This window comes from Kitasatospora sp. NPDC097691 (assembly GCF_040302665.1).
Lineage (GTDB): Bacteria > Actinomycetota > Actinomycetes > Streptomycetales > Streptomycetaceae > Kitasatospora.
Window position 1 is genome coordinate 1 of the sequence record NZ_JBEORY010000093.1, and the last position, 22602, is coordinate 22602.

The 22602-nt window shown below is 71.1% G+C and carries 19 protein-coding genes; all 19 read right to left on the reverse strand.

Translation table 11 applies throughout. From position 1 onward, the window contains the following. Nucleotides 1–125: 125 nt before the first annotated feature. Nucleotides 126–1181: a 2-oxoacid:ferredoxin oxidoreductase subunit beta gene (locus ABTY56_RS37170; RefSeq protein WP_350634128.1), complete on the reverse strand. Its 1056-nt coding sequence runs from the start codon at nucleotides 1179–1181 to the stop codon at nucleotides 126–128. Next, entirely contained in the window at nucleotides 1178–3175 is a 1998-nt protein-coding gene (locus ABTY56_RS37175) for a 2-oxoacid:acceptor oxidoreductase subunit alpha (RefSeq protein WP_350634129.1), read from the reverse strand. The genes ABTY56_RS37170 and ABTY56_RS37175 overlap by 4 nt, the downstream gene beginning before the upstream one ends. A 260-nt stretch (nucleotides 3176–3435) precedes the next feature. Next, nucleotides 3436–4098, reverse strand: coding sequence for a response regulator (locus ABTY56_RS37180; RefSeq protein ID WP_350634130.1), 663 nt, complete (start codon nucleotides 4096–4098; stop codon nucleotides 3436–3438). A gap of 152 nt (nucleotides 4099–4250) precedes the next feature. Further along, nucleotides 4251–5261 (reverse strand): polyprenyl synthetase family protein, encoded by a 1011-nt coding sequence (locus ABTY56_RS37185; RefSeq protein WP_350634131.1) that lies wholly within the window; start codon nucleotides 5259–5261, stop codon nucleotides 4251–4253. Nucleotides 5262–5572: 311 nt separating this feature from the next. Further along, nucleotides 5573–7210: an NADH-quinone oxidoreductase subunit NuoN gene (nuoN, locus tag ABTY56_RS37190; protein ID WP_350634132.1), complete on the reverse strand. Its 1638-nt coding sequence runs from the start codon at nucleotides 7208–7210 to the stop codon at nucleotides 5573–5575. Beyond that, nucleotides 7207–8859 carry an NADH-quinone oxidoreductase subunit M gene (locus tag ABTY56_RS37195; RefSeq protein WP_350634133.1) on the reverse strand — a complete coding sequence of 551 codons (1653 nt, stop codon included), beginning with the start codon at nucleotides 8857–8859 and terminating at the stop codon, nucleotides 7207–7209. Before ABTY56_RS37195 ends, nuoN begins: the two co-directional genes overlap by 4 nt. A gap of 37 nt (nucleotides 8860–8896) precedes the next feature. Then, a complete protein-coding gene (gene nuoL / locus ABTY56_RS37200) occupies nucleotides 8897–10792 on the reverse strand; it encodes an NADH-quinone oxidoreductase subunit L (RefSeq protein WP_350634134.1) in 1896 nt (631 codons plus the stop codon). Between the two features lie 14 nt (nucleotides 10793–10806). Continuing rightward, the gene (gene nuoK, locus ABTY56_RS37205) at nucleotides 10807–11106 is read right to left on the reverse strand and encodes an NADH-quinone oxidoreductase subunit NuoK (protein ID WP_030235394.1); all 300 of its coding nucleotides are present in this window, start codon (nucleotides 11104–11106) and stop codon (nucleotides 10807–10809) included. After that, nucleotides 11103–11996, reverse strand: coding sequence for an NADH-quinone oxidoreductase subunit J (locus tag ABTY56_RS37210; protein ID WP_350634141.1), 894 nt, complete (start codon nucleotides 11994–11996; stop codon nucleotides 11103–11105). The genes nuoK and ABTY56_RS37210 overlap by 4 nt, the downstream gene beginning before the upstream one ends. Continuing rightward, entirely contained in the window at nucleotides 11996–12616 is a 621-nt protein-coding gene (gene nuoI / locus ABTY56_RS37215; protein WP_350634135.1) for an NADH-quinone oxidoreductase subunit NuoI, read from the reverse strand. The genes ABTY56_RS37210 and nuoI overlap by 1 nt, the downstream gene beginning before the upstream one ends. A gap of 6 nt (nucleotides 12617–12622) precedes the next feature. Then, entirely contained in the window at nucleotides 12623–13951 is a 1329-nt protein-coding gene (gene nuoH / locus ABTY56_RS37220) for an NADH-quinone oxidoreductase subunit NuoH (RefSeq protein ID WP_350634136.1), read from the reverse strand. Next, a complete protein-coding gene (locus ABTY56_RS37225) occupies nucleotides 13948–16467 on the reverse strand; it encodes an NADH-quinone oxidoreductase subunit G (RefSeq protein WP_350634137.1) in 2520 nt (839 codons plus the stop codon). Before ABTY56_RS37225 ends, nuoH begins: the two co-directional genes overlap by 4 nt. Then, nucleotides 16464–17825: an NADH-quinone oxidoreductase subunit NuoF gene (nuoF, locus tag ABTY56_RS37230; protein WP_350634138.1), complete on the reverse strand. Its 1362-nt coding sequence runs from the start codon at nucleotides 17823–17825 to the stop codon at nucleotides 16464–16466. Before nuoF ends, ABTY56_RS37225 begins: the two co-directional genes overlap by 4 nt. Next, nucleotides 17825–18709, reverse strand: a complete 885-nt coding sequence (gene nuoE / locus ABTY56_RS37235) for an NADH-quinone oxidoreductase subunit NuoE (protein ID WP_350634142.1) — start codon at nucleotides 18707–18709, stop codon at nucleotides 17825–17827. Before nuoE ends, nuoF begins: the two co-directional genes overlap by 1 nt. A 17-nt stretch (nucleotides 18710–18726) precedes the next feature. Continuing rightward, nucleotides 18727–20079, reverse strand: a complete 1353-nt coding sequence (locus ABTY56_RS37240) for an NADH-quinone oxidoreductase subunit D (protein WP_350634139.1) — start codon at nucleotides 20077–20079, stop codon at nucleotides 18727–18729. Then, entirely contained in the window at nucleotides 20079–20792 is a 714-nt protein-coding gene (locus tag ABTY56_RS37245; RefSeq protein WP_350634140.1) for an NADH-quinone oxidoreductase subunit C, read from the reverse strand. Before ABTY56_RS37245 ends, ABTY56_RS37240 begins: the two co-directional genes overlap by 1 nt. Then, entirely contained in the window at nucleotides 20789–21343 is a 555-nt protein-coding gene (locus ABTY56_RS37250) for a NuoB/complex I 20 kDa subunit family protein (RefSeq protein WP_030060101.1), read from the reverse strand. Before ABTY56_RS37250 ends, ABTY56_RS37245 begins: the two co-directional genes overlap by 4 nt. 127 nt (nucleotides 21344–21470) lie before the next feature. Further along, nucleotides 21471–21830: an NADH-quinone oxidoreductase subunit A gene (locus ABTY56_RS37255; RefSeq protein WP_030060100.1), complete on the reverse strand. Its 360-nt coding sequence runs from the start codon at nucleotides 21828–21830 to the stop codon at nucleotides 21471–21473. Between the two features lie 648 nt (nucleotides 21831–22478). Beyond that, on the reverse strand, nucleotides 22479–22602 hold a 124-nt coding region (locus ABTY56_RS37260; protein WP_350634143.1), incomplete at its 5' end, for a response regulator transcription factor.

The following is a 22602-nucleotide window of genomic DNA, read 5'->3' on the forward strand; positions in this document are numbered from 1 at the left end:
AGCGGGTAGTAGCGGGTGGCGGTGGCCTTGGCCGCGCCCTTGACCAGCTTCAGCTCGGTGTTGCCGAGGTAGAGGGTCCAGCTCTCGGCAGCGGGCGAGGGGCGCCGACGCGCATCGGGGGACGGTCAGTCCACCGTCCAGGTGTCGCTGCCGGCCAGCAGCGCGGCCAGGTCGCCGGGGCCGCCGTGGGCGACGGCGGTGGCCAGCTGGCTCGCCATCAACTCGTCGTAGACGGGCCGCTCGACGCTCCGCAGCACGCCGATCGGCGTGTGGTGCAGGGTGTCGGCGTCGGCGATCCGGGAGAGCGCGAAGGCGGTGGCCGGGCTCGCCGCGTGCGCGTCGTGGACCAGGAGGTCCGCCTCGTTCTCCGCCGTGACCGGCGCGGTGAACAGTTCGCCGTCCCGGCCCCGGAACACGCCGTTGGCGCCCTCCGCCCCGAAGCGGACCGGCTGCCCGTGCTCCAGCCGGATCAGCGCCTCGTCCCGGGTGCCGGGCTCCTTCAGCACCTCGAAGGCGCCGTCGTTGAAGATGTTGCAGTTCTGGTAGATCTCCACCAGCGCCGTGCCCTCGTGCTCGGCCGCCGCCCGCAGCACCGACTGCAGGTGCTGGCGGTCGGAGTCGATGGTGCGCGCGACGAAGGTGGCCTCGGCGCCGAGCGCCAGCGACAGCGGGTTGAACGGTGCGTCCAGCGAGCCCATCGGTGTGGACTTGGTGATCTTGCCGAGTTCACTGGTCGGCGAGTACTGGCCCTTGGTGAGGCCGTAGATCCGGTTGTTGAACAGCAGGATCTTCAGGTTGACGTTCCGCCGCAGGGCGTGGATCAGGTGGTTGCCGCCGATCGACAGCGCGTCGCCGTCACCCGTCACCACCCAGACGCTGAGGTCCTGGCGCGAGCTCGCCAGCCCGGTCGCGATGGCCGGCGCACGGCCGTGGATGGAGTGCACCCCGTAGGTGTTCATGTAGTACGGGAAGCGCGAGGAGCAGCCGATGCCCGAGACGAAGACCGTGTTCTCCCGCTTGATGCCGAGCTCCGGCATGAAGGACTGCACCGCCGCCAGGATCGCGTAGTCCCCGCAGCCGGGGCACCAGCGCACTTCCTGGTCGGTCTTGAAGTCCCGTGCGCTCTGCGGCGCTTCGGCCTTGGGCACCAGCCGCAGGGACGGGAAGCCTGGCTCGGTCATCGGTGGTCCTCCTCGTCCAGGGTGCCGATCGCGGCCCACAGCACGTCCGCCAACTGGGCCGCCTTGAAGGGCAGTCCGCGCACCTGGTTGTAGGACTCGGCGTCCACCAGGTACTTCGCCCGCAGCAGCAGGGCGAGCTGCCCGAGGTTCATCTCGGGCACGATGACCTTCTCGTAACTCCTCAGCACCGCGCCCAGGTTGGCCGGGAAGGGGTTGAGGTTGCGCAGGTGCGCCTGGGCGACCTCGCCGCCGTCCGCCCGGACCCGGCGCACCGCCGCGGTGATCGGCCCGTACGTCGAGCCCCAGCCGAGGACCAGCACCCGGGCGTCCCCGCTCGGGTCGTCCACCTCGACCGGCTTGACGGTGATGCCGTCGATCTTGGCCTGCCGGGTGCGGACCATGAAGTCGTGGTTGGCCGGGTCGTAGGAGATGTTCCCGGTGCCGTCCTGCTTCTCGATGCCGCCGATCCGGTGCTCCAGGCCGGGCGTGCCGGGCAGCGCCCAGGGCCGGGCCAGAGTCCGGGGATCGCGCAGGTACGGCCAGAAGGCGCCGTCCTCGCGGTTCGGGCCGGTCGCGAACTGCGGGTCGATCTCCGGCAGTTCGTCGACCTCGGGGATCCGCCAGGGCTCCGAGCCGTTGGCCAGGTAGCCGTCGGAGAGCAGGAAGACCGGGGTGCGGTAGGTGACCGCGATCCGGGCCGCCTCCAGCGCCGCGTCGAAGCACTCCGCGGGCGTGGCCGGGGCGACGATCGGCACCGGCGCCTCGCCGTTGCGCCCGAACATGGCCTGCAGCAGGTCCGCCTGCTCGGTCTTGGTCGGCAGGCCGGTGGAGGGGCCACCGCGTTGGATGTCCACGACCAGCAGCGGCAGTTCGAGCGAGACCGCCAGGCCGATCGTCTCGCTCTTGAGCGCCACACCGGGCCCGGAGGTGGTGGTCACGCCGAGCGCCCCGCCGAAGGCGGCACCGAGCGCGGCACCGATGCCGGCGATCTCGTCCTCCGCCTGGAAGGTGCGCACCCCGAAGTTCTTGTGCTTGCTCAGCTCGTGCAGGATGTCCGAGGCCGGGGTGATCGGGTACGAGCCCAGGTAGAGCGGCAGACCCGAGCGCTGCCCGGCGGCGATCAGCCCGTACGACAGCGCGAGGTTGCCGGAGATGTTGCGGTAGCGCCCGGCCGGGAGCTTGGCCGGCGGCACCTCGTAGGAGACCGCGAAGGTCTCGGTGGTCTCGCCGAAGTTCCAACCCGCCCGGAAGGCCTGGATGTTCGCCTCGGCGATCTGCGGCTTCTTCGCGAACTTGCTGCGCAGGAACGACTCGGTGCCGTGCGTGGGCCGGTGGTACATCCAGGACAGCAGGCCCAGGGCGAACATGTTCTTCGCCCGCTCCGCGTCCTTGCGGGCCAGGCCGCTGTCCTTGAGCGCCTCCAGCGTCAGCGTGGTGAGCGGCACCTTGTGCAGGTGGAAGCCGTCCAGCGAGCCGTCGGTGAGCGGATCGGCCGCGTAACCGACCTTGGCCAGCGCGCGCTTGGTGAACTCGTCGGTGTTGACGATGATCTCCGCGCCGCGCGGCAGGTCCGCCAGGTTGGCCTTCAGTGCGGCCGGGTTCATCGCGACCAGCACGTTGGGGGCGTCGCCCGGGGTCAGGATGTCGTGGTCGGCGAAGTGCAGCTGGAAGGACGAGACACCGGGGAGGGTGCCGGCGGGGGCGCGGATCTCGGCGGGGAAGTTCGGCAGCGTGGACAGGTCGTTGCCGAAGGACGCCGTCTCCGAGGTGAACCGGTCACCGGTGAGCTGCATGCCGTCACCGGAGTCGCCGGCGAAACGGATGATCACCCGGTCGAGTCTGCGGATCGGCTTGGCACGTCCGGGTGGCGGGCCGCCCGGGGCGGGCGGGCCGGCCGGAGCGCTCGGGCCGGGGCGCGCCTCGTCGCTCCCGGTACGGGTCTCGTCGCCGTCCGAGCCGTCCACTGCCTCTGACTGATCGACCTGACTGGTCACTGCCGCGGACCTCCTTGGGCACACCACCGCGGGCGCGGCCCCGTGCCCCGTCCGCTTGGTGCACCTCCCGCATCCTATGCGGGTGGAGTCGAGCTGGGACGGAACTCCTGCGTGCGGCGGGAAATCACCGGCCCGCGCCCTACCGCACACGGGAAGAACGTCCGACCGCCGGAGATCATTCCGAATCCGGCGGCCGTTCCCGGTTCCCCGGCGGGAGCGGGGCCCGGCGGGAGCGGGGCACCCGGCCGGAGCGGGGCACCCTAGGACTTGAGGTACGTGAGCACGGCCAGCACCCGGCGGTGGTCCTCCGGGCTCTGGGCCAGGCCCAACTTGAGGAAGATGTTGCTGACGTGCTTCTCCACCGCGCCGTCGGAGACCACCAGCTGCTTGGCCACCGCGGCGTTGGTGCGGCCCTCGGCCATCAGACCGAGCACCTCGCGCTCGCGCGGCGTGAGATTGGCCAGAACGTCGCCCTTGCGGCTGCGGCTGAGCAGCTGCTGCACCACCTCGGGGTCCAGTGCGGTGCCGCCCTCGGCGACCCTGACCACCGCGTCGGCGAACTCGCGCACCTCGGCGACCCGGTCCTTCAGCAGGTAGCCGACGCCGCGGGTGGATCCGGCCAGCAGCTCCGCGGCGTACCGCTCCTCCACGAACTGCGACAGCACGAGCACGCCCAGCTGCGGGTAGTGCTCGCGCAGCTCGACGCAGGCGCGCAGGCCCTCGTCGGTGTGGGTCGGGGGCATCCGCACGTCGGAGACCACGACGTCGGGCAGCTCGTCGGCCGCGGCCAGGTCGTGGATGGTCTTCACCAGGGCGGCACCGTCCCCGACGCCCGCGACGACCTCCAGGCCGCGGTCGGTGAGCAGCCGGGTCAGTCCCTCCCGCAGCAGTACGGAGTCCTCGGCGATGACGACGCGACGCATGGCGACCTTCCCGGCAGGGGTGAGCTGACGGATGTCAGTCTCCCCCATCGCCGGGGCCCGTCCCACCGATCCGGCCGGTTCCGCCGGGGTCCGGGCCGATCACGCCGGGAGGCCGGGCGGGCCCAGGCCGGGGCTCGGGGGGCTCGGGGCCGTCAGATGGTGCGGATGGCCACCGCGTCGCAGAGCCCTTCCAGGGCCGCCTTCGCCGGGCAGGCCGGCAGCGGGGCGAGCAGCGCCCGGGCCTCCTCGGCCCGTCGCAGCGTCTCGGCGCGGGCGCGCTCCAGCGCGGGGTGGGCCCGCATCAGGCGCAGCGCCTCGGCGTGCAGGCCGTCGTCCGAGAGGTCCTGGGTGAGCAGTTCGCGCAGCCGGGCGTCGTCCGGGTCCGCCGGGTCGGCCGGCATCTGCTGCAGCAGCAGGGTCGGCAGGGTCGGCACGCCCTCGCGCAGGTCGGTGCCGGGGGTCTTGCCGGACTCGTGGCCGTCGCTGGCGATGTCGAGCACGTCGTCGGCCAGCTGGAAGGCGATGCCGATCCGCTCGCCGAACTCGCCGAGGGTGTCGACGAGTGCGGGCTCGGCACCGGCCATCAGCGCTCCTATCCGGCAGGAGACGGCGATCAGCGAGCCGGTCTTGCCCTCCAGCACGTCCAGGTAGTGCAGCAGCGGGTCCATGTCGGAGCCGGGGCCGCGGGTCTCCAGGATCTGGCCGGTGACCAGCCGCTCGAAGGCCTCGGCCTGCATCCGCACGGCCTCCGGGCCGAGGTCGGCCAGCACCTGGGAGGCGCGGGAGAAGAGGAAGTCGCCGGTGAGGATGGCGACCGAGTTGTCCCAGCGGGAGTTGGCGCTGGGGGCGCCGCGGCGCACCGGGGCCTCGTCCATGACGTCGTCGTGGTACAGCGTGGCCAGGTGGGTCAGCTCGACGACGACCGCGGCCGGCACCACGCCGGGCGCCCCGGGGTCGCCGAACTGGGCGGCCAGCAGGAGGAGCAGCGGACGGAAGCGCTTGCCGCCGGCCTCAAGGAGGTGACTGGCGGTGACGGTGATGAAGGGGACGTCGCTCTTGACGGCCTCGCCGAGCGCCGCCTCCACCGCGTCCAGTCCGGCCTGGACGTCCCGGGTCAGGTCGCGGTCCTGCACGCTGAGCCCGAAGGGTTCCACGACGGTCACGAAGACCACTCCTCTGTCCCTGGTCGATCTAGCGGCCTGGTCCCTGAGTGCCGCCGCTGGCCATACAGGCAGGGTATCCGGTCGCGAGTGGATCACTGCACGGGCGTGCGGATCCTGTCATGATCCGGCTGGATTCCCTGGTCAGGGCCGCTGTACGGGCCGTGCGGCGGTGGGGGTGAATTCGGCTGGAAATAAAGGCCGGAGGACCGCCGGAACGCTCCGGCCGCGGTTGCCGACAAAGACCCGTCCGGGCCGCGCGAACGGGGCGCGGCCCGGACGGGGCCATGGTCGGGTGCGGAGGAGACGGAAGGTCAGCGCACGAACAGTGAGGCCTTCGACGCGAGGTCGAGGAAGTACTGCGGCAGCAGGCCGAGAACCAGCGTGACCAGCACCCCCACCCCGATCGCGGTCGCCGTGAAGGCGCTCGGGATCGCCACCGTGGGCCCGCCCGGCTGCGGGTCCGAGAAGAACATCAGCACGATGACCCTGATGTAGAAGAACGCGGCCACCGCCGAGCTCAGCACACCGACGATCACCAGCGGGGTCGCCCCGCCGCTCGCCGCGGCCTGGAAGACCGCGAACTTCCCGGTGAATCCGGAGGTCAGCGGGATCCCGGCGAAGGCCAGCAGGAACAGCGCGAAGACCGCGGCCACCAGCGGCGAGCGCCGCCCCAGCCCGGCCCAGCTGGACAGGTGGGTGGCCTCGCCCTTGGAGTCGCGCACCAGGGTGACCACGGCGAAGGCGCCGAGCGTCACGAAGGAGTACGCCAGCAGGTAGAACAACACCGAGGAGATGCCCTGCTTGTTGACGGCGATGACGCCGGTCAGGATGAACCCGGCGTGCGCGATCGAGGAGTACGCCAGCAGCCGCTTGACGTCCTGCTGGGTCACCGCCAGGACCGCGCCCACCACCATGGTCAGGATCGCCACGCCCCACATCACCGGCCGCCAGTCCAGTCGCAGGCCCGGGAAGGCCACGTAGAACAGCCGCAGGAAGGCCCCGAAGGCCGCGACCTTGGTGGCGGCCGCCATGAAGCCGGTCACCGGGGTCGGCGCGCCCTGGTAGACGTCCGGGGTCCAGGAGTGGAACGGCACCGCGGCCACCTTGAACAGCAGGCCGACCGCCAGCAGCGCCAGGCCGGTCAGCACCAGCACGTCGCTCTGGGTGCTGCTCAGCTGCGCGGGGGTGGTCATCGCCTTGCCGGAGATGACGTCCCCGATGTCGCCGAGCTTGACGCTGCCCGCGTAGCCGTACAGCAGGGCGGTCCCGAACAGGAAGAACGCCGAGGCGAAGGCGCCGAGCAGGAAGTACTTGACCGCCGCCTCCTGGGAGAGCAGCCGCCGGCGCCGGGCCAGGGCGCACAGCAGGTACAGCGGCAGGGAGAAGACCTCCAGCGCCACGAACATGGTCAGCAGGTCGTTGGCGGCGGGGAACAGCAGCATGCCGCCGACCGCGAACATGGTGAGCGGGAAGACCTCGCTGGTGGCGAAGCCGGCCCGGACCGCGGCCCGCTCCTGCTCGCCGCCGGGGGTGGCGGCGGCCTGGGCGGCGAAGGCGTCGGCGGGCAGGCCGCCGGCCTTGGGCTCCAGCTTCCGCTCGGCGTAGGTGAGCACCGCGACGGCCGCCGCCAGCAGGATGACGCCCTGCAGGAACAGCGCCGGGCCGTCCAGCGCGACCGACTCCATGGCCAGCAGGTCGATCCGGGTGAAGCCGTGGCTCTGCACGGCCAGCACCACCACGGCGACGAAGGCACCGACCAGACCGGTCAGCGCGAGCGTCACCTGCGTCCAGTGCCGGTACCGGCGGGGCACGAAGGCCTCCACCAGGATGCCGGCCACGGCGGCGCCGAACACCACGAGCATCGGGGAGAGTTGGCCGTACTCGATGTGCGGCGCCGGGATGCTGGGGGTGTTGCCGCCGGCGGCGGCGAGCACTGCGGTGGCGCTCACTTCTGCTCACCTCCTGGGGTGGCGGCGACCGGGTGGGCCGGCGCCGGGTCGGTCTCGTGGACCTGCGAGAGCGTCGCGTTCACCGAGGGGTTGACCAGGTCGGTGAGCGGCTTGGGGTAGACGCCGAGCAGGACGGTCAGCGCCACCAGCGGGGCGACCACGGCGAGTTCGCGGACCTTGAGGTCGGGGATCGCGTGCACGCCCTCCTTCACCGGGCCGGTCATGGTGCGCTGGTACAGCAGCAGGGCGTACAGGGCGGCCAGCACGATGCCGAGGGTCGCGACGATCCCGATCGCCGGGTAGCGGGTGAAGGTGCCCACCAGGACCAGGAACTCGCTGACGAACGGGGCGAGGCCGGGCAGCGACAGGGTCGCCAGGCTGCCGATCAGGAAGGTCCCGGCGAGCACCGGGGCGACCTTCTGCACGCCGCCGTAGTCGGCGATCAGCCGCGAGCCGCGGCGGGAGATCAGGAAGCCGGCCACCAGCATCCACGCGGCGGTGGAGAGGCCGTGGTTGACCATGTAGAGGGTCGCGCCGCTCTGGCCCTGGCTGGTCAGGGCGAAGATGCCCATGATGATGAAGCCGAAGTGCGAGATCGAGGCGTAGGCGACCAGCCGCTTGATGTCCTTCTGGCCGACCGCCAGCAGCGCGCCGTAGATGATCCCGATCAGCGAGAGGACCAGGATCGCCGGGGCGAAGGTCTTCGAGGCGTGCGGGAACAGCCCGAGGCAGAAGCGCAGCATCGCGAAGGTGCCGACCTTGTCCACCACCGCGGTGATCAGCACCGCGGTGCCGGCGGTGGCCTCGCCCATCGCGTTCGGCAGCCAGGTGTGCAGCGGCCACAGCGGGGCCTTCACCGCGAAGGCGAAGAAGAAGCCCAGGAACAGCGCCTTCTCGGCGGTGCCGGACAGCTGCAGCCTGCCGTCGGCGACCGCCGAGGTGAGGGTCTGCAGGTCGAAGGTGCCGAAGCCCTGGTCCTGCGCGATCACGTAGAAGGCGATCACGGCGGCCAGCATCACCAGGCCGCCGAGCAGGTTGTAGAGCAGGAACTTCACGGCCGCGTAGGAGCGCTGACGCGCCGACTCCGGGCCGCCGGCCCGGTCCCCGAAGCCGCCGATCAGGAAGTACATCGGGATCAGCATGGCTTCGAAGAACACGTAGAACACGAAGACGTCGGTGGCGTAGAAGGAGACGATCACCATCGCCTCCACCGCCAGGATCAGGGCGAAGAAGGCCTGGGTGCGGCGCCGGTTCTCGAAGGTGCCGTCGGGCCGGGCCGGGCCGGGGCCCTCCGGCCGGTCGGCGGGCGAGGAGGGGGGGTCGGCGTCGTGCCAGGAGGCGAGCATCACCATCGGCACCAGGACGGCGGTGAGCAGGGCGAGGACGGCACCGATGCCGTCCACGCCGAGCGAGAAGCTGATCCCGAAGGAGCGGATCCAGCTGTACGACTCGGTCAGCTGGTAGCGGTCGCCGTGCGGATCGAACTGCGTGGCCACCACGGCGGCCAGCGCCAGGGTGACGGCGGAGACGCCCAGGGCGACGGCCTTGGTGGTCCGGCGCCTGGCCCCGGTCGACCCGGCGGGCAGGGCGGCGGTCAGCACCGCGCCGGCCGCCGGGACGGCACAGGTGGCGCTCAGGAGGGCACTCATGCGCCCACCTCCCGACGGACATCAGGACGACGAGTCATCAGACGGACCTCATCAGGAGAGTCGTGGCGACCAGCACCAGCGTGCCGCCGAACATGGAGAGCGCGTACGAGCGGACGAAGCCGTTCTGGATCCGCCGCAGCCGGCCGGACAGGCCCCCGATCGCGGCGGCGAGGCCGTTGACGAAGCCGTCCAGGCCGCGGCTGTCGAAGAAGACCAGCGTCGCGGTGAGCGCCGAACCGGGCCGCACCAGGACCGCGTGGTTGAAGTCGTCCTGCAGCAGGTCGCGCCGGGCGGCCCGGGTGAGCGGGGAGCCGACCGGCGGGACCACCGGGACGGGCGAGCGCCCGTACATCAGGTACGCGAGGCCGACGCCGGCCAGCATGCAGACCGTGGTCAGCACGGTGACGACCGACGGAGCGAGCGGCGAGTCGCCCTCGCTGTACCCGGTGACCGGCTCCAGCCACTTCAGGAAGGACTCGTTGTAGGCGAACAGCCCGCCCGCGAAGACGGAGCCGAAGGCCAGCAGGACCATCGGGAGGGTCATGATCTTCGGCGACTCGTGCGGGTGCGGGGCGTTGCCCTCGGCGTCGGGCTTCCAGCGCTTCTCGCCGAAGAAGGTCAGCATCATCACCCGAGTCATGTAGAACGCGGTGACGGCGGCACCGACCAGCGCGCACAGGCCGAGGATCCAGCCCTCGGTGCCGCCCTTGGCGAAGGCCGCTTCGATGATCTTGTCCTTGGAGAAGAACCCGGACAGGCCCGGGAAGCCGATGATCGCCAGGTAGCCGAGGCCGAAGGTGGCGAAGGTGACCGGCATGTACTTCCGCAGGCCGCCGTAGTGACGCATGTTCACCTCGTCGTTCATGCCGTGCATGACCGACCCGGCGCCGAGGAAGAGCCCGGCCTTGAAGAAGCCGTGGGTCACCAGGTGCATGATCGCGAAGACGTAGCCGATCGGGCCGAGCCCGGCCGCCAGCACCATGTAGCCGATCTGCGACATGGTCGAGCCGGCCAGCGCCTTCTTGATGTCGTCCTTGGCACAACCGACGATCGCACCGAACAGCAGCGTGACCGTGCCGACCACCACCACGGCGGTCTGGGCGTCCGGCGCCAGGTCGAAGATCGCCGAGGAGCGGGTGATCAGGTAGACGCCGGCGGTCACCATGGTGGCCGCGTGGATCAGCGCCGACACCGGGGTCGGGCCCTCCATGGCGTCCCCGAGCCAGGACTGCAGCGGCACCTGGGCCGACTTGCCGCAGGCCGCCAGCAGCAGCATCAGGCCGATCGCGGTCAGCTTGCCCTCGCTCGCCTCGTGGGCGCCGCCGAAGACCGGGCCGAAGGCGAAGGAGCCGAACTCCGCGAACATCAGCATGATCGCGATGGACAGGCCCATGTCGCCGACCCGGTTGACGATGAAGGCCTTCTTCGCCGCCGTCGCCGCGCTCGGCTTGTGCTGCCAGAAGCCGATCAGCAGGTACGAGGCCAGGCCCACGCCCTCCCAACCGAAGTACAGCAGCAGGTAGTTGTCGGCGAGCACCAGCAGCAGCATGGCGGCCAGGAAGAGGTTCAGGTAGGCGAAGAAGCGGCGCCGGCGCTCGTCGTGCGCCATGTAGCCGACCGAGTAGACATGGATCAGCGTGCCGACGCCGGTGATCAGCAGGACGAAGGTCATCGACAGCTGGTCGAGCTGGAAGGCCATGTCGGCCCGGAAGCCGTTCACCTGGATCCAGGTGAACAGGTACTTGGTGAGCGTCCGGTGCTCGGCGTCGCGGCCGAGCAGGTCAGAGAAGAGCGCCAGGCCGAAGCCGAACGAGAGCGCGGCGAGAGCGGTGGCCAGCCAGTGGCCGAACCGGTCCAGCGCCCGGCCGCCGAGCAGCAGCAGGGCGGCGCCGGCCAGTGGAGCCGCCACCAGCAGCGGAATGAGAGAGTTCACCGAAGGCCCTCCGCCTACAGCTTCATCAGGTTGCTGTCGTCGACCGAAGCGGAGTGCCTGGTCCGGAAGATGGAGACGATGATGGCGAGGCCGACCACGACCTCGGCCGCCGCGACCACCATCGTGAAGAACGCGATGATCTGGCCGTCCAGGGTCCCGTGCATCCGGGAGAACGTCACCAGCGCCAGGTTCGAGGCGTTCAGCATCAGCTCCACGCACATGAACAGCACGATCGCGTTGCGCCGGATCAGCACCCCGGAGGCGCCGATGGTGAACAACAGGGCCGACAAGTAGAGGTAGTTGACCGGATTCACTGCGCGCCCTCCTCGTCCGCCCCGTTGGTGTGGTTGGCGTTCGCCGGCTCCAGGGACTTGCGCGGACCGGCCACCGCCGGCCGCTCGGAGGACGGACGGCCCAGCCAGTCCGCCGTGCTGTTCTCCAGCTCCGCCATCCGCTGCAGCATCGCCTGGCTGACGTCCCGGACCTGGCCGCGCTCGCGCAGCGTCGCCATCACCGAGTCCTCGGCGATCGTGCCGTCCGGCAGCAGGCCCGGCACGTCCACCGCGTTGTGCCGCGCGTACACGCCCGGCGCCGGCAGCGGCGGCAGCTGGATGTTGTCCTTGACCCGCTGCGCCGCCAGCTCGCGCTGGGTCTTCGGCGCCGTCACGTGCTCGCGGTGGGTCAGCACCATCGCGCCGATCGCCGCGGTGATCAGCAGCGCACCGGTGACCTCGAAGGCCCACACGTAGCGGGTGAAGATCAGCCGGGCCAGACCCGGCACGTTGCCCTCGGCGTTCGCCTCCGACAGCCCGGTGAAGTGGTCCAGCTTCGCGTTGGCGATCCCGGCGATCAGCAGCACGCCGAAGCCCAGCCCGCACAGCACCGCGGCGAACCGCTGGCCCTTCAGCTGCTCCTTCAGGGAGTCCTCACTGGTGACACCGACCAGCATCACCACGAACAGGAACAGCATCATGATCGCGCCGGTGTAGACCACGATCTGCACGACGCCCAGGAACACCGCGCCCTCGGCCATGTAACAGACCGCCAGCGCCATCATGGTGGCCGCCAGGCAGAGCGCGCTGTGCACGGCCTTCCTCATCAGCAGCATGCCGAGCGCGCCGCCGACCGCGACCACCGCGAGCACCCAGAACTGGACGGCCTCGCCGGTGGAGGTCGTCCCGGTGGCGGCTGCGAGTTGTCCGATCACTGCTGCGCCTCCTTCTCCCGGTCGGTGCGCTCCTGCTGCACCGTGCCCGGCGCGGCCGCGGTGATCTCGCCCCGGTAGTACGCGCCCTCGTCGGCGCCCGGGAAGATCGCGTGCGGGGTGTCGACCATGCCCTCGGACAGGCCCACCAGCAGCTGCTCCTTGGTGAAGATCAGATCCCGCCGGGAGGAGTCGGCCAGCTCGTACTCGTTGGTCATGGTGAGCGCGCGGGTCGGACAGGCCTCGATGCACAGCCCGCACAGGATGCAGCGGGCGTAGTTGATCTGGTACACCACGCCGTAGCGCTCGCCCGGCGAGTAGCGCTCCTCGTCCCGGTTGTCCGCGCCCTCCACGTAGATCGCATCGGCCGGGCACGCCCACGCGCACAGCTCGCAGCCGACGCACTTCTCCAAGCCGTCCGGGTGCCGGTTCAGCTGGTGGCGGCCGTGGAAGCGCGGAGCGGTGGGCTTCTTCTGCTCCGGGTACTGCTCGGTGAGCCGCTTCTTGAACATGGCCTTGAAGGTCACGCCGAAGCCGGCGGCCGGGCCGAGGACCGACGGCCGTTCGGCCCGCTCGGGCCGCTCCGTACGGTCGGAATGATCGGACTGGTCGGACGACATCTCGGTTCAGCTCCCTTCGGAATGGTCGGCCCCGTTGAGGGCGTCCTGGAGTTGCTTCGGGGCGCGACTGCGCCTGCGCGGCACCGGCGGAAGCTCCTGGCCGGGCAGCGGCGGGACCGGGTAGCCACCCGCCATCGGGTCGAACTGCCCCTTCGGGGGCGTCTCCTCGGCCTCCGGCTGCTTCCTCAGGAAGTCCCGCAGCAGCGCCAGCAGCAGCACCGCCCCGACCGGGCCGCCCACGTACAGCACCACCTCGCCGAAGTCGTAGCCCTCGTTGCGCAGCGCCCGCACGCTCGCGATCAGCACCAGCCACACCAGCGAGACCGGGATCAGCACCTTCCAGCCCAGCTTCATGAACTGGTCGTAGCGGAACCGGGGCAACGTGCCGCGCAGCCAGATGAAGAAGAACAGCAGCAGCTGGATCTTCAGCGTGATCCACAGCATCGGCCACCAGCCGTGGTTGGCGCCCTCCCAGAAGGTCGACACCGGCCACGGGGCCCGCCAGCCACCCAGGAAGAGGGTCGAGGCCACCGCCGAGACCGTCACCATGTTCACGTACTCGGCCAGCATGAACATCGCGAACTTCAGCGAGGAGTACTCGGTGTTGAAGCCGCCGACCAGCTCGCCCTCGGCCTCCGGGAGGTCGAACGGCGCCCGGTTGGTCTCCCCGACCATCGCGATGACGTAGACGATGAAGGACACCGGCAGCAGCGCCGCGAACCAGGTCGGCTGCTGGTGCGCCACGATCTCGGAGGTCGACATCGACCCCGAGTAGATGAACACCGCCGCGAAGGACAGGCCCATCGCGATCTCGTAGCTGATCATCTGCGCGGACGAGCGCAGCCCGCCCAGCAACGGGTACGTCGAACCGGAGGACCAGCCGGCCAGCACGATGCCGTAGATGCCCACCGAGGCCGTCGCCAGGATGTACAGCAGCGCCACCGGGAAGTCCGTCAGCTGCAGCGGCGTCCGGGTGCCGAAGATCGACACCTCGTCGCCGGCCGGACCGAACGGGATCACCGCGAAGGCCATGAAGGCCGGGACGGCACAGACGATCGGGGCCAGGATGTAGACCACCTTGTCCGAGCCCTTGACCACCAGGTCTTCCTTCAGCGCCAGCTTCACGCCGTCCGCCAGCGACTGCAGCATGCCCCACGGCCCGTGCCGGTTCGGCCCGATGCGCAGCTGCATCCAGGCCACCACCTTGCGCTCCCAGACGATCGCGATCAGCACCGTCAGGACCAGGAAGGCGAAGCAGAACACCGCCTTCAGCAGGACCAGCCACCACGGGTCCTGGCCGAAGAAGTGGAGCGTCTCGTACGGCTGCGGAGTCATCGGTCCTCCCCTTCGCCCGCGGTCGTGTCGGCCGGGGCCTGCGCCACCGGCTCGGGCCCGGCCTCGGCCGCCGCGATCGTGACCAGGTGGCCGACGGTGGTGCCGAGCGCGCGGTGGGCACCACCCGGCGTGGAGCCGAGCGGGATCCAGACCGTGCGGTCCGGGATCGAGTCGGTGACCTCCAGCGGCAGGGTCAGCGAGCCGGCCGGGCCGGTCAGCCGCAGCGCGGCGGCCGCCTCCGCACCGATCTCCTTCGCCGTCTCGGCGGAGATCCGGGCCACCGCGCGGTGCCGGGTGCCCGCCAGGTGCGGATCGCCCTGCTGCAGCACGCCCTCGTCCAGCAGCTGGCGCCAACCCGCCAGCACCGCCTGGCCGGTGGCCGGCCGGGGCAGCAGGCCCGGGTGCGCCGCGGGATCGGCCGCGCGGCCGCCCTCCCAGGGGGCGAAGGAGTCCAGCTCGAGCCGCGCCGCCCGGACGTCGGGCAGGCCCAGCCGGTGACCCAGTGCGTCCGCCAGCATGCTCAGCACCCGCAGGTCCGACTGCAGGTGACGGCCCATCTGCTGGTCCGGCTTGAGCGCCGACTCGAACATCCGCACCCGGCCCTCCCAGTCCAGGAAGGTGCCGGCCTTCTCCGCCACCGCCGCCACCGGCAGCACCACGTCCGCGCGGGCCGTCACCGCGGAGGGCCGCAGCTCCAGCGACACCACGAACGGGACCGCCGCCAGCGCCTCGTCCGCCAGCGCGGGGTCCGACAGGTCGTCCGGGTCCACCCCGCCGACCAGCAGCGCCTCCAACTCGCCCTGCGCGGCCGCCGCCAGGATCCGGTCGGTGGACCGGCCCGGCGTCGACGGCAGCTCCGCCACCCCCCACGCCTCGGCCGCCTCGGCCCGCGCCGCCGGGGCGGCGACCGGACGGCCACCGGGCAGCAGGCCCGGCAGCGCGCCGGCCTCCACGGCCCCGCGCTCACCCGCCCGGCGCGGCACCCACGCCAGCCTCGCACCGGTCGCGTGCGCCAGCCGCAGCACCGCCGTCAGCGCACCCGGCACGGTGGCCAGCCGCTCGCCCGCCAGGATCACCGCGCCCGGGGCGCGCAGCAGCTCGGCCGCCCGGCCCGCGTCGTCGTTCAGCGGCTCGTCCGCCGCCAGCGCCGCGAACCACTCCGGCTCGGTGCCCGGCGCGGCCGGCAGCAGCGCGCCGCGCAGCTTGGCCAGGCCCCGGGAGCCGAACGCGGACACCGAGAACACCTTCTGACCGCGGCCGCGGACCGCCTTGCGCAGCCGCAGGAAGACGATCGGCGACTCCTCCTCCGGCTCGAAGCCCGCCAGCAGCACCGTCGGCGCCTGCTCCAGCAGTTCGTACGTCACGCCCGAGCCGTCCACGTCCACCCCGCGCCCGGCGACCGCCGCGGCCAGGAAGTCCGCCTCCTCGCCGCTGTGCGGGCGGGCCCGGAAGTCCACGTCGTTGGTGCCCAGCACCACCCGCGCGAACTTGGCGTACGCGTACGCGTCCTCGACCGTCACCCGGCCGCCGGTCAGCACGCCCGTCCGGGCGCCGCGCAGGCCCTCGGCGGCCCGCGCCAGCGCCTCCGGCCAGGAGGCCGGCACCAACTCGCCGTCCACCCGCACCAGCGGGGTGGTCAGCCGGTCGCGCTGCTGGGCGTAGCGGAAGGCGAAGCGGCCCTTGTCGCAGTTCCACTCCTCGTTCACCGCCGGGTCCTCGCCCGCCAGCCGCCGCAGCACCTTGCCGCGCCGGTGGTCGGTGCGCTGCGCGCAACCCGCCGAGCAGTGCTCGCACACGCTCGGCGAGGAGACCAGGTCGAAGGGGCGCGAGCGGAACCGGTAGGCCGCCGAGGTCAGCGCGCCCACCGGGCAGATCTGGATGGTGTTCCCGGAGAAGTACGACTCGAAGTCGTCCCCCTCGCCGGTGCCGACCTGCTGCAGCGCCCCGCGCTCCACCAGGTCGATGAACGGGTCGCCGGCGATCTGCTGCGAGAAGCGGGTGCAGCGCGCGCACAGCACGCAGCGTTCGCGGTCCAGCAGCACCTGGCTGCTGATCGGCACCGGCTTCTCGTAGGTGCGCTTCATGCCCTCGAAGCGGGAGTCCGCGGCGCCGTTGCTCATCGCCTGGTTCTGCAACGGGCACTCGCCGCCCTTGTCGCAGACCGGGCAGTCCAGCGGGTGGTTGATCAGCAGCAGCTCCATCACGCCGCGCTGCGCCTTCTCGGCCACCGGCGAGCTGAGCTGGGTGCGCACCACCATGCCCTCGGCCACCGGAATGGTGCAGGAGGCGACCGGCTTGCGCTGGCCCTCGATCTCGACGATGCACTGGCGGCAGGCGCCGGCCGGGTCGAGCAGCGGGTGGTCGCAGAAGCGCGGGATCTGGGTGCCGACGGCCTCGGCCGCGCGGATCACCAACGTCCCCTTGGGGACCTGCACTTCGACGCCGTCGATGGTGAGCGTGACCAGTTCGACCGCGGGCTTGTCTCCCGTGGAGGCGGTTGGCTCTGTGATCGTCACGCGTGCACCTCCCTTTCGGTGGCGGACTGGTGGCCGGGGCGGGGGCCGTCGGCCCAGACGGTGGAGGCGGCCGGGTCGAACGGGCAGCGGCGCTCGGCCAGGTGCTGCTCGTACTCGGCCCGGAAGTGCCGGAGCGAGGAGACGATCGGGCTGGCCGCACCGTCGCCCAGCGCGCAGAAGGACTTGCCGTTGATGTTGTCGGCGATGTCGAGGAGCTTCTCCAGGTCCCCGTCGACGCCCTCGCCCGCCTCGATCCGCTTGAGCAGCTGGACCAGCCAGTAGGTGCCCTCGCGGCAGGGGGTGCACTTGCCGCAGGACTCGTGGGCGTAGAACTCCGTCCAGCGGGTCACCGCCCGCACCACGCAGGTGGTCTCGTCGAAGACCTGCAGCGCCTTGGTGCCGAGCATCGAGCCGGCCGCGCCGACGCCCTCGTAGTCCAGCGGGACGTCGAGGTGCTCGTCGGTGAACATCGGGGTGGAGGAGCCGCCCGGGGTCCAGAACTTCAGCCGGTGCCCGGCGCGCACGCCGCCGCTGAGGTCGAGCAGCTGGCGCAGCGTGACGCCCAGCGGGGCCTCGTACTGGCCGGGGTTGGTGACGTGGCCGGAGAGCGAGTACAGCGTGAAGCCGGGGGACTTCTCGGTGCCCAGGCCCTTGAACCACTCCTTGCCGCGGGCCAGGATCGGCGGCACCGAGGCGATCGACTCGACGTTGTTGACCACCGTCGGGCAGGCGTAGAGGCCGGCGATCGCCGGGAACGGGGGCCGCAGCCGGGGCTGGCCGCGGCGGCCCTCCAGCGAGTCCAGCAGTGCCGTCTCCTCGCCGCAGATGTACGCGCCGGCGCCGGCGTGCACGGTGATGTCCAGGTCGGTGCCGGAGCCGAGGATGTTCCGGCCGAGCAGGCCCGCCCCGTACGCCTCGGCGACCGCCGCGTGCAGTCGGCGCAGCACCGGGACGACCTCGCCGCGCAGGTAGATGAAGGCGTGGTCGCAGCGGATCGCGTAGGAGGCGATGATCATTCCCTCGATGAGGGAGTGCGGGTTGGCGAACAGCAGCGGGATGTCCTTGCAGGTGCCCGGCTCGGACTCGTCCGCGTTGACCACCAGGTAGTGCGGCTTGCCGTCGTTCTGCGGGATGAACTGCCACTTCATGCCGGTGGGGAAGCCGGCGCCGCCGCGGCCGCGCAGGCCGGCGTCCTTGACCAGGGCGATCACGTCGTCCGGGGGCATGGCGAGGGCGGCCTTGAGGCCCTCGTAGCCGTGGTGGCGGCGGTAGGTGTCCAGCGTCCAGGGGCGGCTGTCGTCCCAGGAGTCGGACAGGACGGGGGTGAGCAGCTTCTCGGCCGGCTCGGCGGAGGTCATCACGCCTCGCTCCCTTCCTGGCCGGTGCCCTCGGTGCGGGACGACTCCGGGTCGGCCGACTCGTTGCGGGGCTGTTCGTTGCGGGGTGGCTCGTTGCGGGGCGTTTCGGTACGCGGCGGCTCGTTGCGGGGCGGCTCGTTGCGGGGCGTTTCGGTACGCGGCGGCTCGTTGCGGGGCGGCTCGTTGCGGGGCGAGACGACCCGGGTACCGGGGGTGCCGGGCAGGGCCTCGCCGCGGGCCAGCCGGAGTCCGGCCAGGGAGGGCGCGCCGCCGGCACCGGACTCGTCGTTGGCGCCCGGGCGCTCGTCCGGGAAGCCGGCCAGGATCCGGGCGGTCTCCTTGAAGCCGCACAGCCGGGCACCGCGGGTGGGCCTGACCTCGCGGCCGGCCCGGAGGTCGTCGACCAGCTGCCGGGCGCTCTCCGGGGTCTGGTTGTCGAAGAACTCCCAGTTGACCATCACCACGGGCGCGTAGTCGCAGGCCGCGTTGCACTCGATGTGCTCGATCGAGACCTCGCCGTCCTCGGTGGTCTCGTTGTTGCGGATACCCAGGTGCTCCTGGAGCTCGTCGAAGATCTGGTCGCCGCCGAGCACCGCACACAGTGTGTTGGTGCAGACCCCGACGTGGTACTTCCCGGCCGGGCGGCGCCGGTACATGGTGTAGAAGGTCGCGACGGCGGTGACCTCGGCAGTGGTGAGGTCCAACTGCTCGGCGCAGAACCGGATGCCGGTCGGGCTGACGAAGCCCTCCTCGGCCTGCACCAGGTGCAGCAGCGGCAGCAGCGCCGAGCGGGGCTGCGGGTAGCGGGCGATCAGTTCGGCGGCGTCGGCGGCCAGCCGGGTGCGCACCTCCTCGGGGTACGGTGCGGCCGGCAGCGCCGGCAGTCCGAGTTCGACGTTGGTCACCGGTCCACGCCTCCCATCACCGGGTCGATCCCGGCCACCGCGACGATCACGTCGGCCACCTGGCCGCCCTCGCACATCGCCGCCATCGTCTGCAGATTGGTGAACGACGGGTCCCGGAAGTGGACCCGGTACGGGCGCGTCCCGCCGTCGCTGACCACGTGCACGCCCAGCTCGCCCTTGGGCGACTCGACCGCCGCGTACGCCTGGCCGACCGGGACCCGGAAGCCCTCGGTGACCAGCTTGAAGTGGTGGATCAGGGCCTCCATCGAGGTGCCCATGATCTTGCGGATGTGGTCGAGGGAGTTGCCCATCCCGTCCGGCCCGACGGCCAGTTGGGCCGGCCAGGCGATCTTCTTGTCGGCCACCATGACCGGGCCCGGGCGTAGCCGGTCCAGACACTGCTCGACGATCCGCAGCGACTGCTTCATCTCCTCCAGGCGGATCAGGAAGCGGCCGTAGGAGTCGGCGCTGTCGGCGATCGCGACCTCGAAGTCGTAGTCCTCGTAACCGCAGTACGGGTCGGTCTTGCGCAGGTCGTGCGGCAGGCCGGTGGCGCGCAGGATCGGGCCGGTGGCGCCGAGGGCGAGGCAGCCGGGCAGGTCCAGGAAACCGACGTCGACCAGGCGGGCCTTGAACACCGGGTTGCCGGTGGCCAGCTTGTCGTACTCGTGCATCCGGGAGCGGAAGACCTTGACGGCCTCGCGGATCTGGTCGACGGCGCCGGGCGGCAGGTCCTGGGCGAGGCCGCCGGGGCGCACGTACGCGTGGTTCATGCGCAGGCCGGTGACCAGCTCGAAGACGTCCAGGATCAGCTCGCGGTCCCGGAACCCGTAGATCATCAGGGTGGTGGAGCCGATCTCCATGCCGCCGGTGGCCAGGCAGACCAGGTGCGAGGCGATCCGGTTGAGCTCCATCATCATCACGCGGATGACGTTCGCCCGGTCCGGGACGTCGTCGGTGATGCCGAGCAGCTTCTCTACCGCCAGGCAGTAGGCGGTCTCGTTGAACAGCGGGGTCAGGTAGTCCATGCGGGTCACGAAGGTGGTGCCCTGGACCCAGCTGCGGAACTCCATGTTCTTCTCGATGCCGGTGTGGAGGTAGCCGATGCCGCAGCGGGCCTCCTTCACCGTCTCGCCGTCGATCTCCAGGATCAGCCGGAGCACGCCGTGGGTGGACGGGTGCTGGGGGCCCATGTTGACGATGATGCGCTCGTCGTCGGCCCGGCCGACCGCCTCGACCACCTCGCCCCAGTCGCCGCCGGTGACGGTGAAGACCCGGCCCTCGGTGGTCTCGCGGGCGTCCGCTTCCGCGGCGTCGCCGTGGGCCTCTTCGTAGTGCTGAGTGTTCATCAGCTGTACGACCTCCGCTGGTCGGGAGCCGGGATCTGGGCGCCCTTGTACTCGACGGGGATGCCGCCGAGCGGGTAGTCCTTGCGCTGCGGGTGGCCCAGCCAGTCGTCCGGCATCATGATCCGGGTGAGCGCCGGGTGGCCGTCGAAGACCAGCCCGAAGAAGTCGTAGGCCTCGCGCTCGTGCCAGTCGTTGGTCGGGTAGACGCTCACCACGGAGGGGATGCGCGGGTCGGCGTCGGGCGCGGTGACCTCCAGCCGGATCAGCCGGCCGTGGGTGATCGAGCGCAGGTGGTAGACCGCGTGCAGCTCGCGCCCCTTGTCGCCGGGGTAGTGCACCCCGCTGACCCCCAGACACAGTTCGAAGCGCAGCGCCGGGTCGTCGCGCAGGACGCGGACGGTCTTCAGCAGGTGCTCGCGCTCGACGTGGAAGGTGAGTTCGCCGCGGTCGACCACGGTCTTCTCGATCACCTCGGCCGGGTCCAGGCCCTGCTCCTCCAGGGCGCCCTCCAGCTCGTCGGCGACCTCGTCGAACCAGCCGCCGTACGGGCGTTCGCTCGGACCGGGCAGCGCGATCGGCGCCGCCAGGCCGCCGAACCCGGAGGTGTCGCCGCTGCCCTTCGCACCGAACATGCCCTGGCGGCGGCCGACCACCTCGACCGGGATCTCGCGGACCGGCTGCTCGCGGCGGGTCTCGGGTACCTGCTCGTTCATCGCAGCTGCCCCCGCATCTCGCTGATCGGGGTGGCCTGCAGGGCGAGCGCCTCGCCGAGCTCCTCGGCCCGGCGCCGGTTCACGCCCAGCGGCTCGTGCTGGATCTTGTCGTGCAGCTTCAGGATCGCGTCCATCAGCATCTCCGGACGGGGCGGACACCCGGGCAGGTAGATGTCCACCGGGACGATGTGGTCGACGCCCTGCACGATCGCGTAGTTGTTGAACATCCCGCCGGAGGAGGCGCAGACGCCCATCGAGATCACCCACTTGGGGTTGGGCATCTGGTCGTACACCTGGCGCAGCACCGGTGCCATCTTCTGGCTCACCCGGCCCGCCACGATCATCAGATCGGCCTGCCGGGGGGAGCCCCGGAAGACCTCCATCCCGAACCGGGCCAGGTCGTAGCGGCCGGCACCGGTGGTCATCATCTCGATCGCACAGCAGGCCAGACCGAAGGTGGCCGGGAAGAGTGACGCCTTGCGCACCCAGCCGGCGGCCGTCTCCACGGTCGTGAGCAGAAAGCCGCTCGGCAGCTTCTCCTCGATTCCCATCAGATCCCTCTCAATGCCCTCAAGTCCTCTGGTACGTCCGGCCCGTTCGGGCTTGTCCGCTCGTTCACAAGGGCGGCGGCCACCCCGCGCTCAGTCCCGCTCCGGGGGTCGATCGGTCCCGCCGGGCTCAGTCCCACTCCAGGCCGCCGCGGCGCCAGACGTAGGCGTACGCGACGAAGACGGTGGCGATGAAGAGCAGCATCTCGACCAACCCGAAGATCCCCAGGGCGTCGAAGGTCACCGCCCAGGGGTAGAGGAAGACGATCTCGATGTCGAAGACGATGAAGAGCATCGCCGTCAGGTAGTACTTGATCGGGAACCGACCGCCGCCCACGGGCTGCGGGGTCGGCTCGATGCCGCACTCGTACGCCTCCAACTTGGCCCGGTTGTAGCGCTTGGGGCCGGTGAGTGAGGCCATCACGACGGAGCCGACCGCGAACGCCGCCGCGATGGCACCGAGTACGAGGATCGGCGCGTAGGCATTCATAGCCCCCGCTCCCTCCGTCCAGTCGTCCTTGACTGCAGATCGGAACCGGCGGGTCACGCTCAGGTGAACCCGCCCTCCGGTTCCCGGGATCCACCTCATGTGAGGCAGTTCACAAAGCCTGGAACGAGCGCATCCTATGCCTGTCGGCTTGTGATCTGCGACACGCAGTTCACCGCGATCTTTGTGATCTACGACACCATGTGAATGGTGGCGAATGTGAACATGCCCAGATTTGTCAACGCAAGGGAGTCAAATGATCACAACCAGTCGCATTTACTTGTGAAGCGGCTGGTCAGGGGCGCGCTCCTATATCAACTATGCGTCCAGCCCGGCAAATTTCCGGGCGTCATGTTGACGTGTTATGGCGGCTCACTCGCAGGGGTGGCGGGGGTCCGAACGCTCGCTTGACCCTTCGTTCACAAGCGCGCGAGACCGGCGTCGGAGGGGTTTCCCCTCCCCTCGCGCGAGTGCTCGCGCGCAGGCCGGAGGGCGGGGGCGGGGCCGGCCGGAGGGCGGGGGCGGGGCCGCTCTCGTGCGGCCTCCGCCCCGGGGCTGCTTCCTCCAAGCCCGGGGGTCGGGGCCAGGGCAGGGGCCGGGGCCGGGGCAGGGGCCGTGAGCCGGGGCCGGCTACCGGCTACCGGCTACCGGCTACCGGCTACCGGCAGCCTGTTCCCACACCCAGGCCGCGATGCCCACCCGGTTACGGGCACCGAGCTTGCGCTGGATGCTGGCGAGGTGGTTCTTCACCGTCCCCGGCGAGATGAACAGCCCC

Coding starts and splice junctions, on each gene's coding strand:
- ABTY56_RS37170 (WP_350634128.1), bottom strand. CDS start 1,181: ATGACCGAGCCAGGCTTCCCGTCCCTGCGGCTGGTGCCCAAGGCCGAA.
- ABTY56_RS37180 (WP_350634130.1), bottom strand. CDS start 4,098: ATGCGTCGCGTCGTCATCGCCGAGGACTCCGTACTGCTGCGGGAGGGA.
- ABTY56_RS37195 (WP_350634133.1), bottom strand. CDS start 8,859: ATGAGTGCCCTCCTGAGCGCCACCTGTGCCGTCCCGGCGGCCGGCGCG.
- nuoI (WP_350634135.1), bottom strand. CDS start 12,616: ATGTCGTCCGACCAGTCCGATCATTCCGACCGTACGGAGCGGCCCGAG.
- nuoH (WP_350634136.1), bottom strand. CDS start 13,951: ATGACTCCGCAGCCGTACGAGACGCTCCACTTCTTCGGCCAGGACCCG.
- nuoF (WP_350634138.1), bottom strand. CDS start 17,825: ATGACCTCCGCCGAGCCGGCCGAGAAGCTGCTCACCCCCGTCCTGTCC.
- ABTY56_RS37240 (WP_350634139.1), bottom strand. CDS start 20,079: ATGAACACTCAGCACTACGAAGAGGCCCACGGCGACGCCGCGGAAGCG.
- ABTY56_RS37245 (WP_350634140.1), bottom strand. CDS start 20,792: ATGAACGAGCAGGTACCCGAGACCCGCCGCGAGCAGCCGGTCCGCGAG.
- ABTY56_RS37250 (WP_030060101.1), bottom strand. CDS start 21,343: ATGGGAATCGAGGAGAAGCTGCCGAGCGGCTTTCTGCTCACGACCGTG.
- ABTY56_RS37255 (WP_030060100.1), bottom strand. CDS start 21,830: ATGAATGCCTACGCGCCGATCCTCGTACTCGGTGCCATCGCGGCGGCG.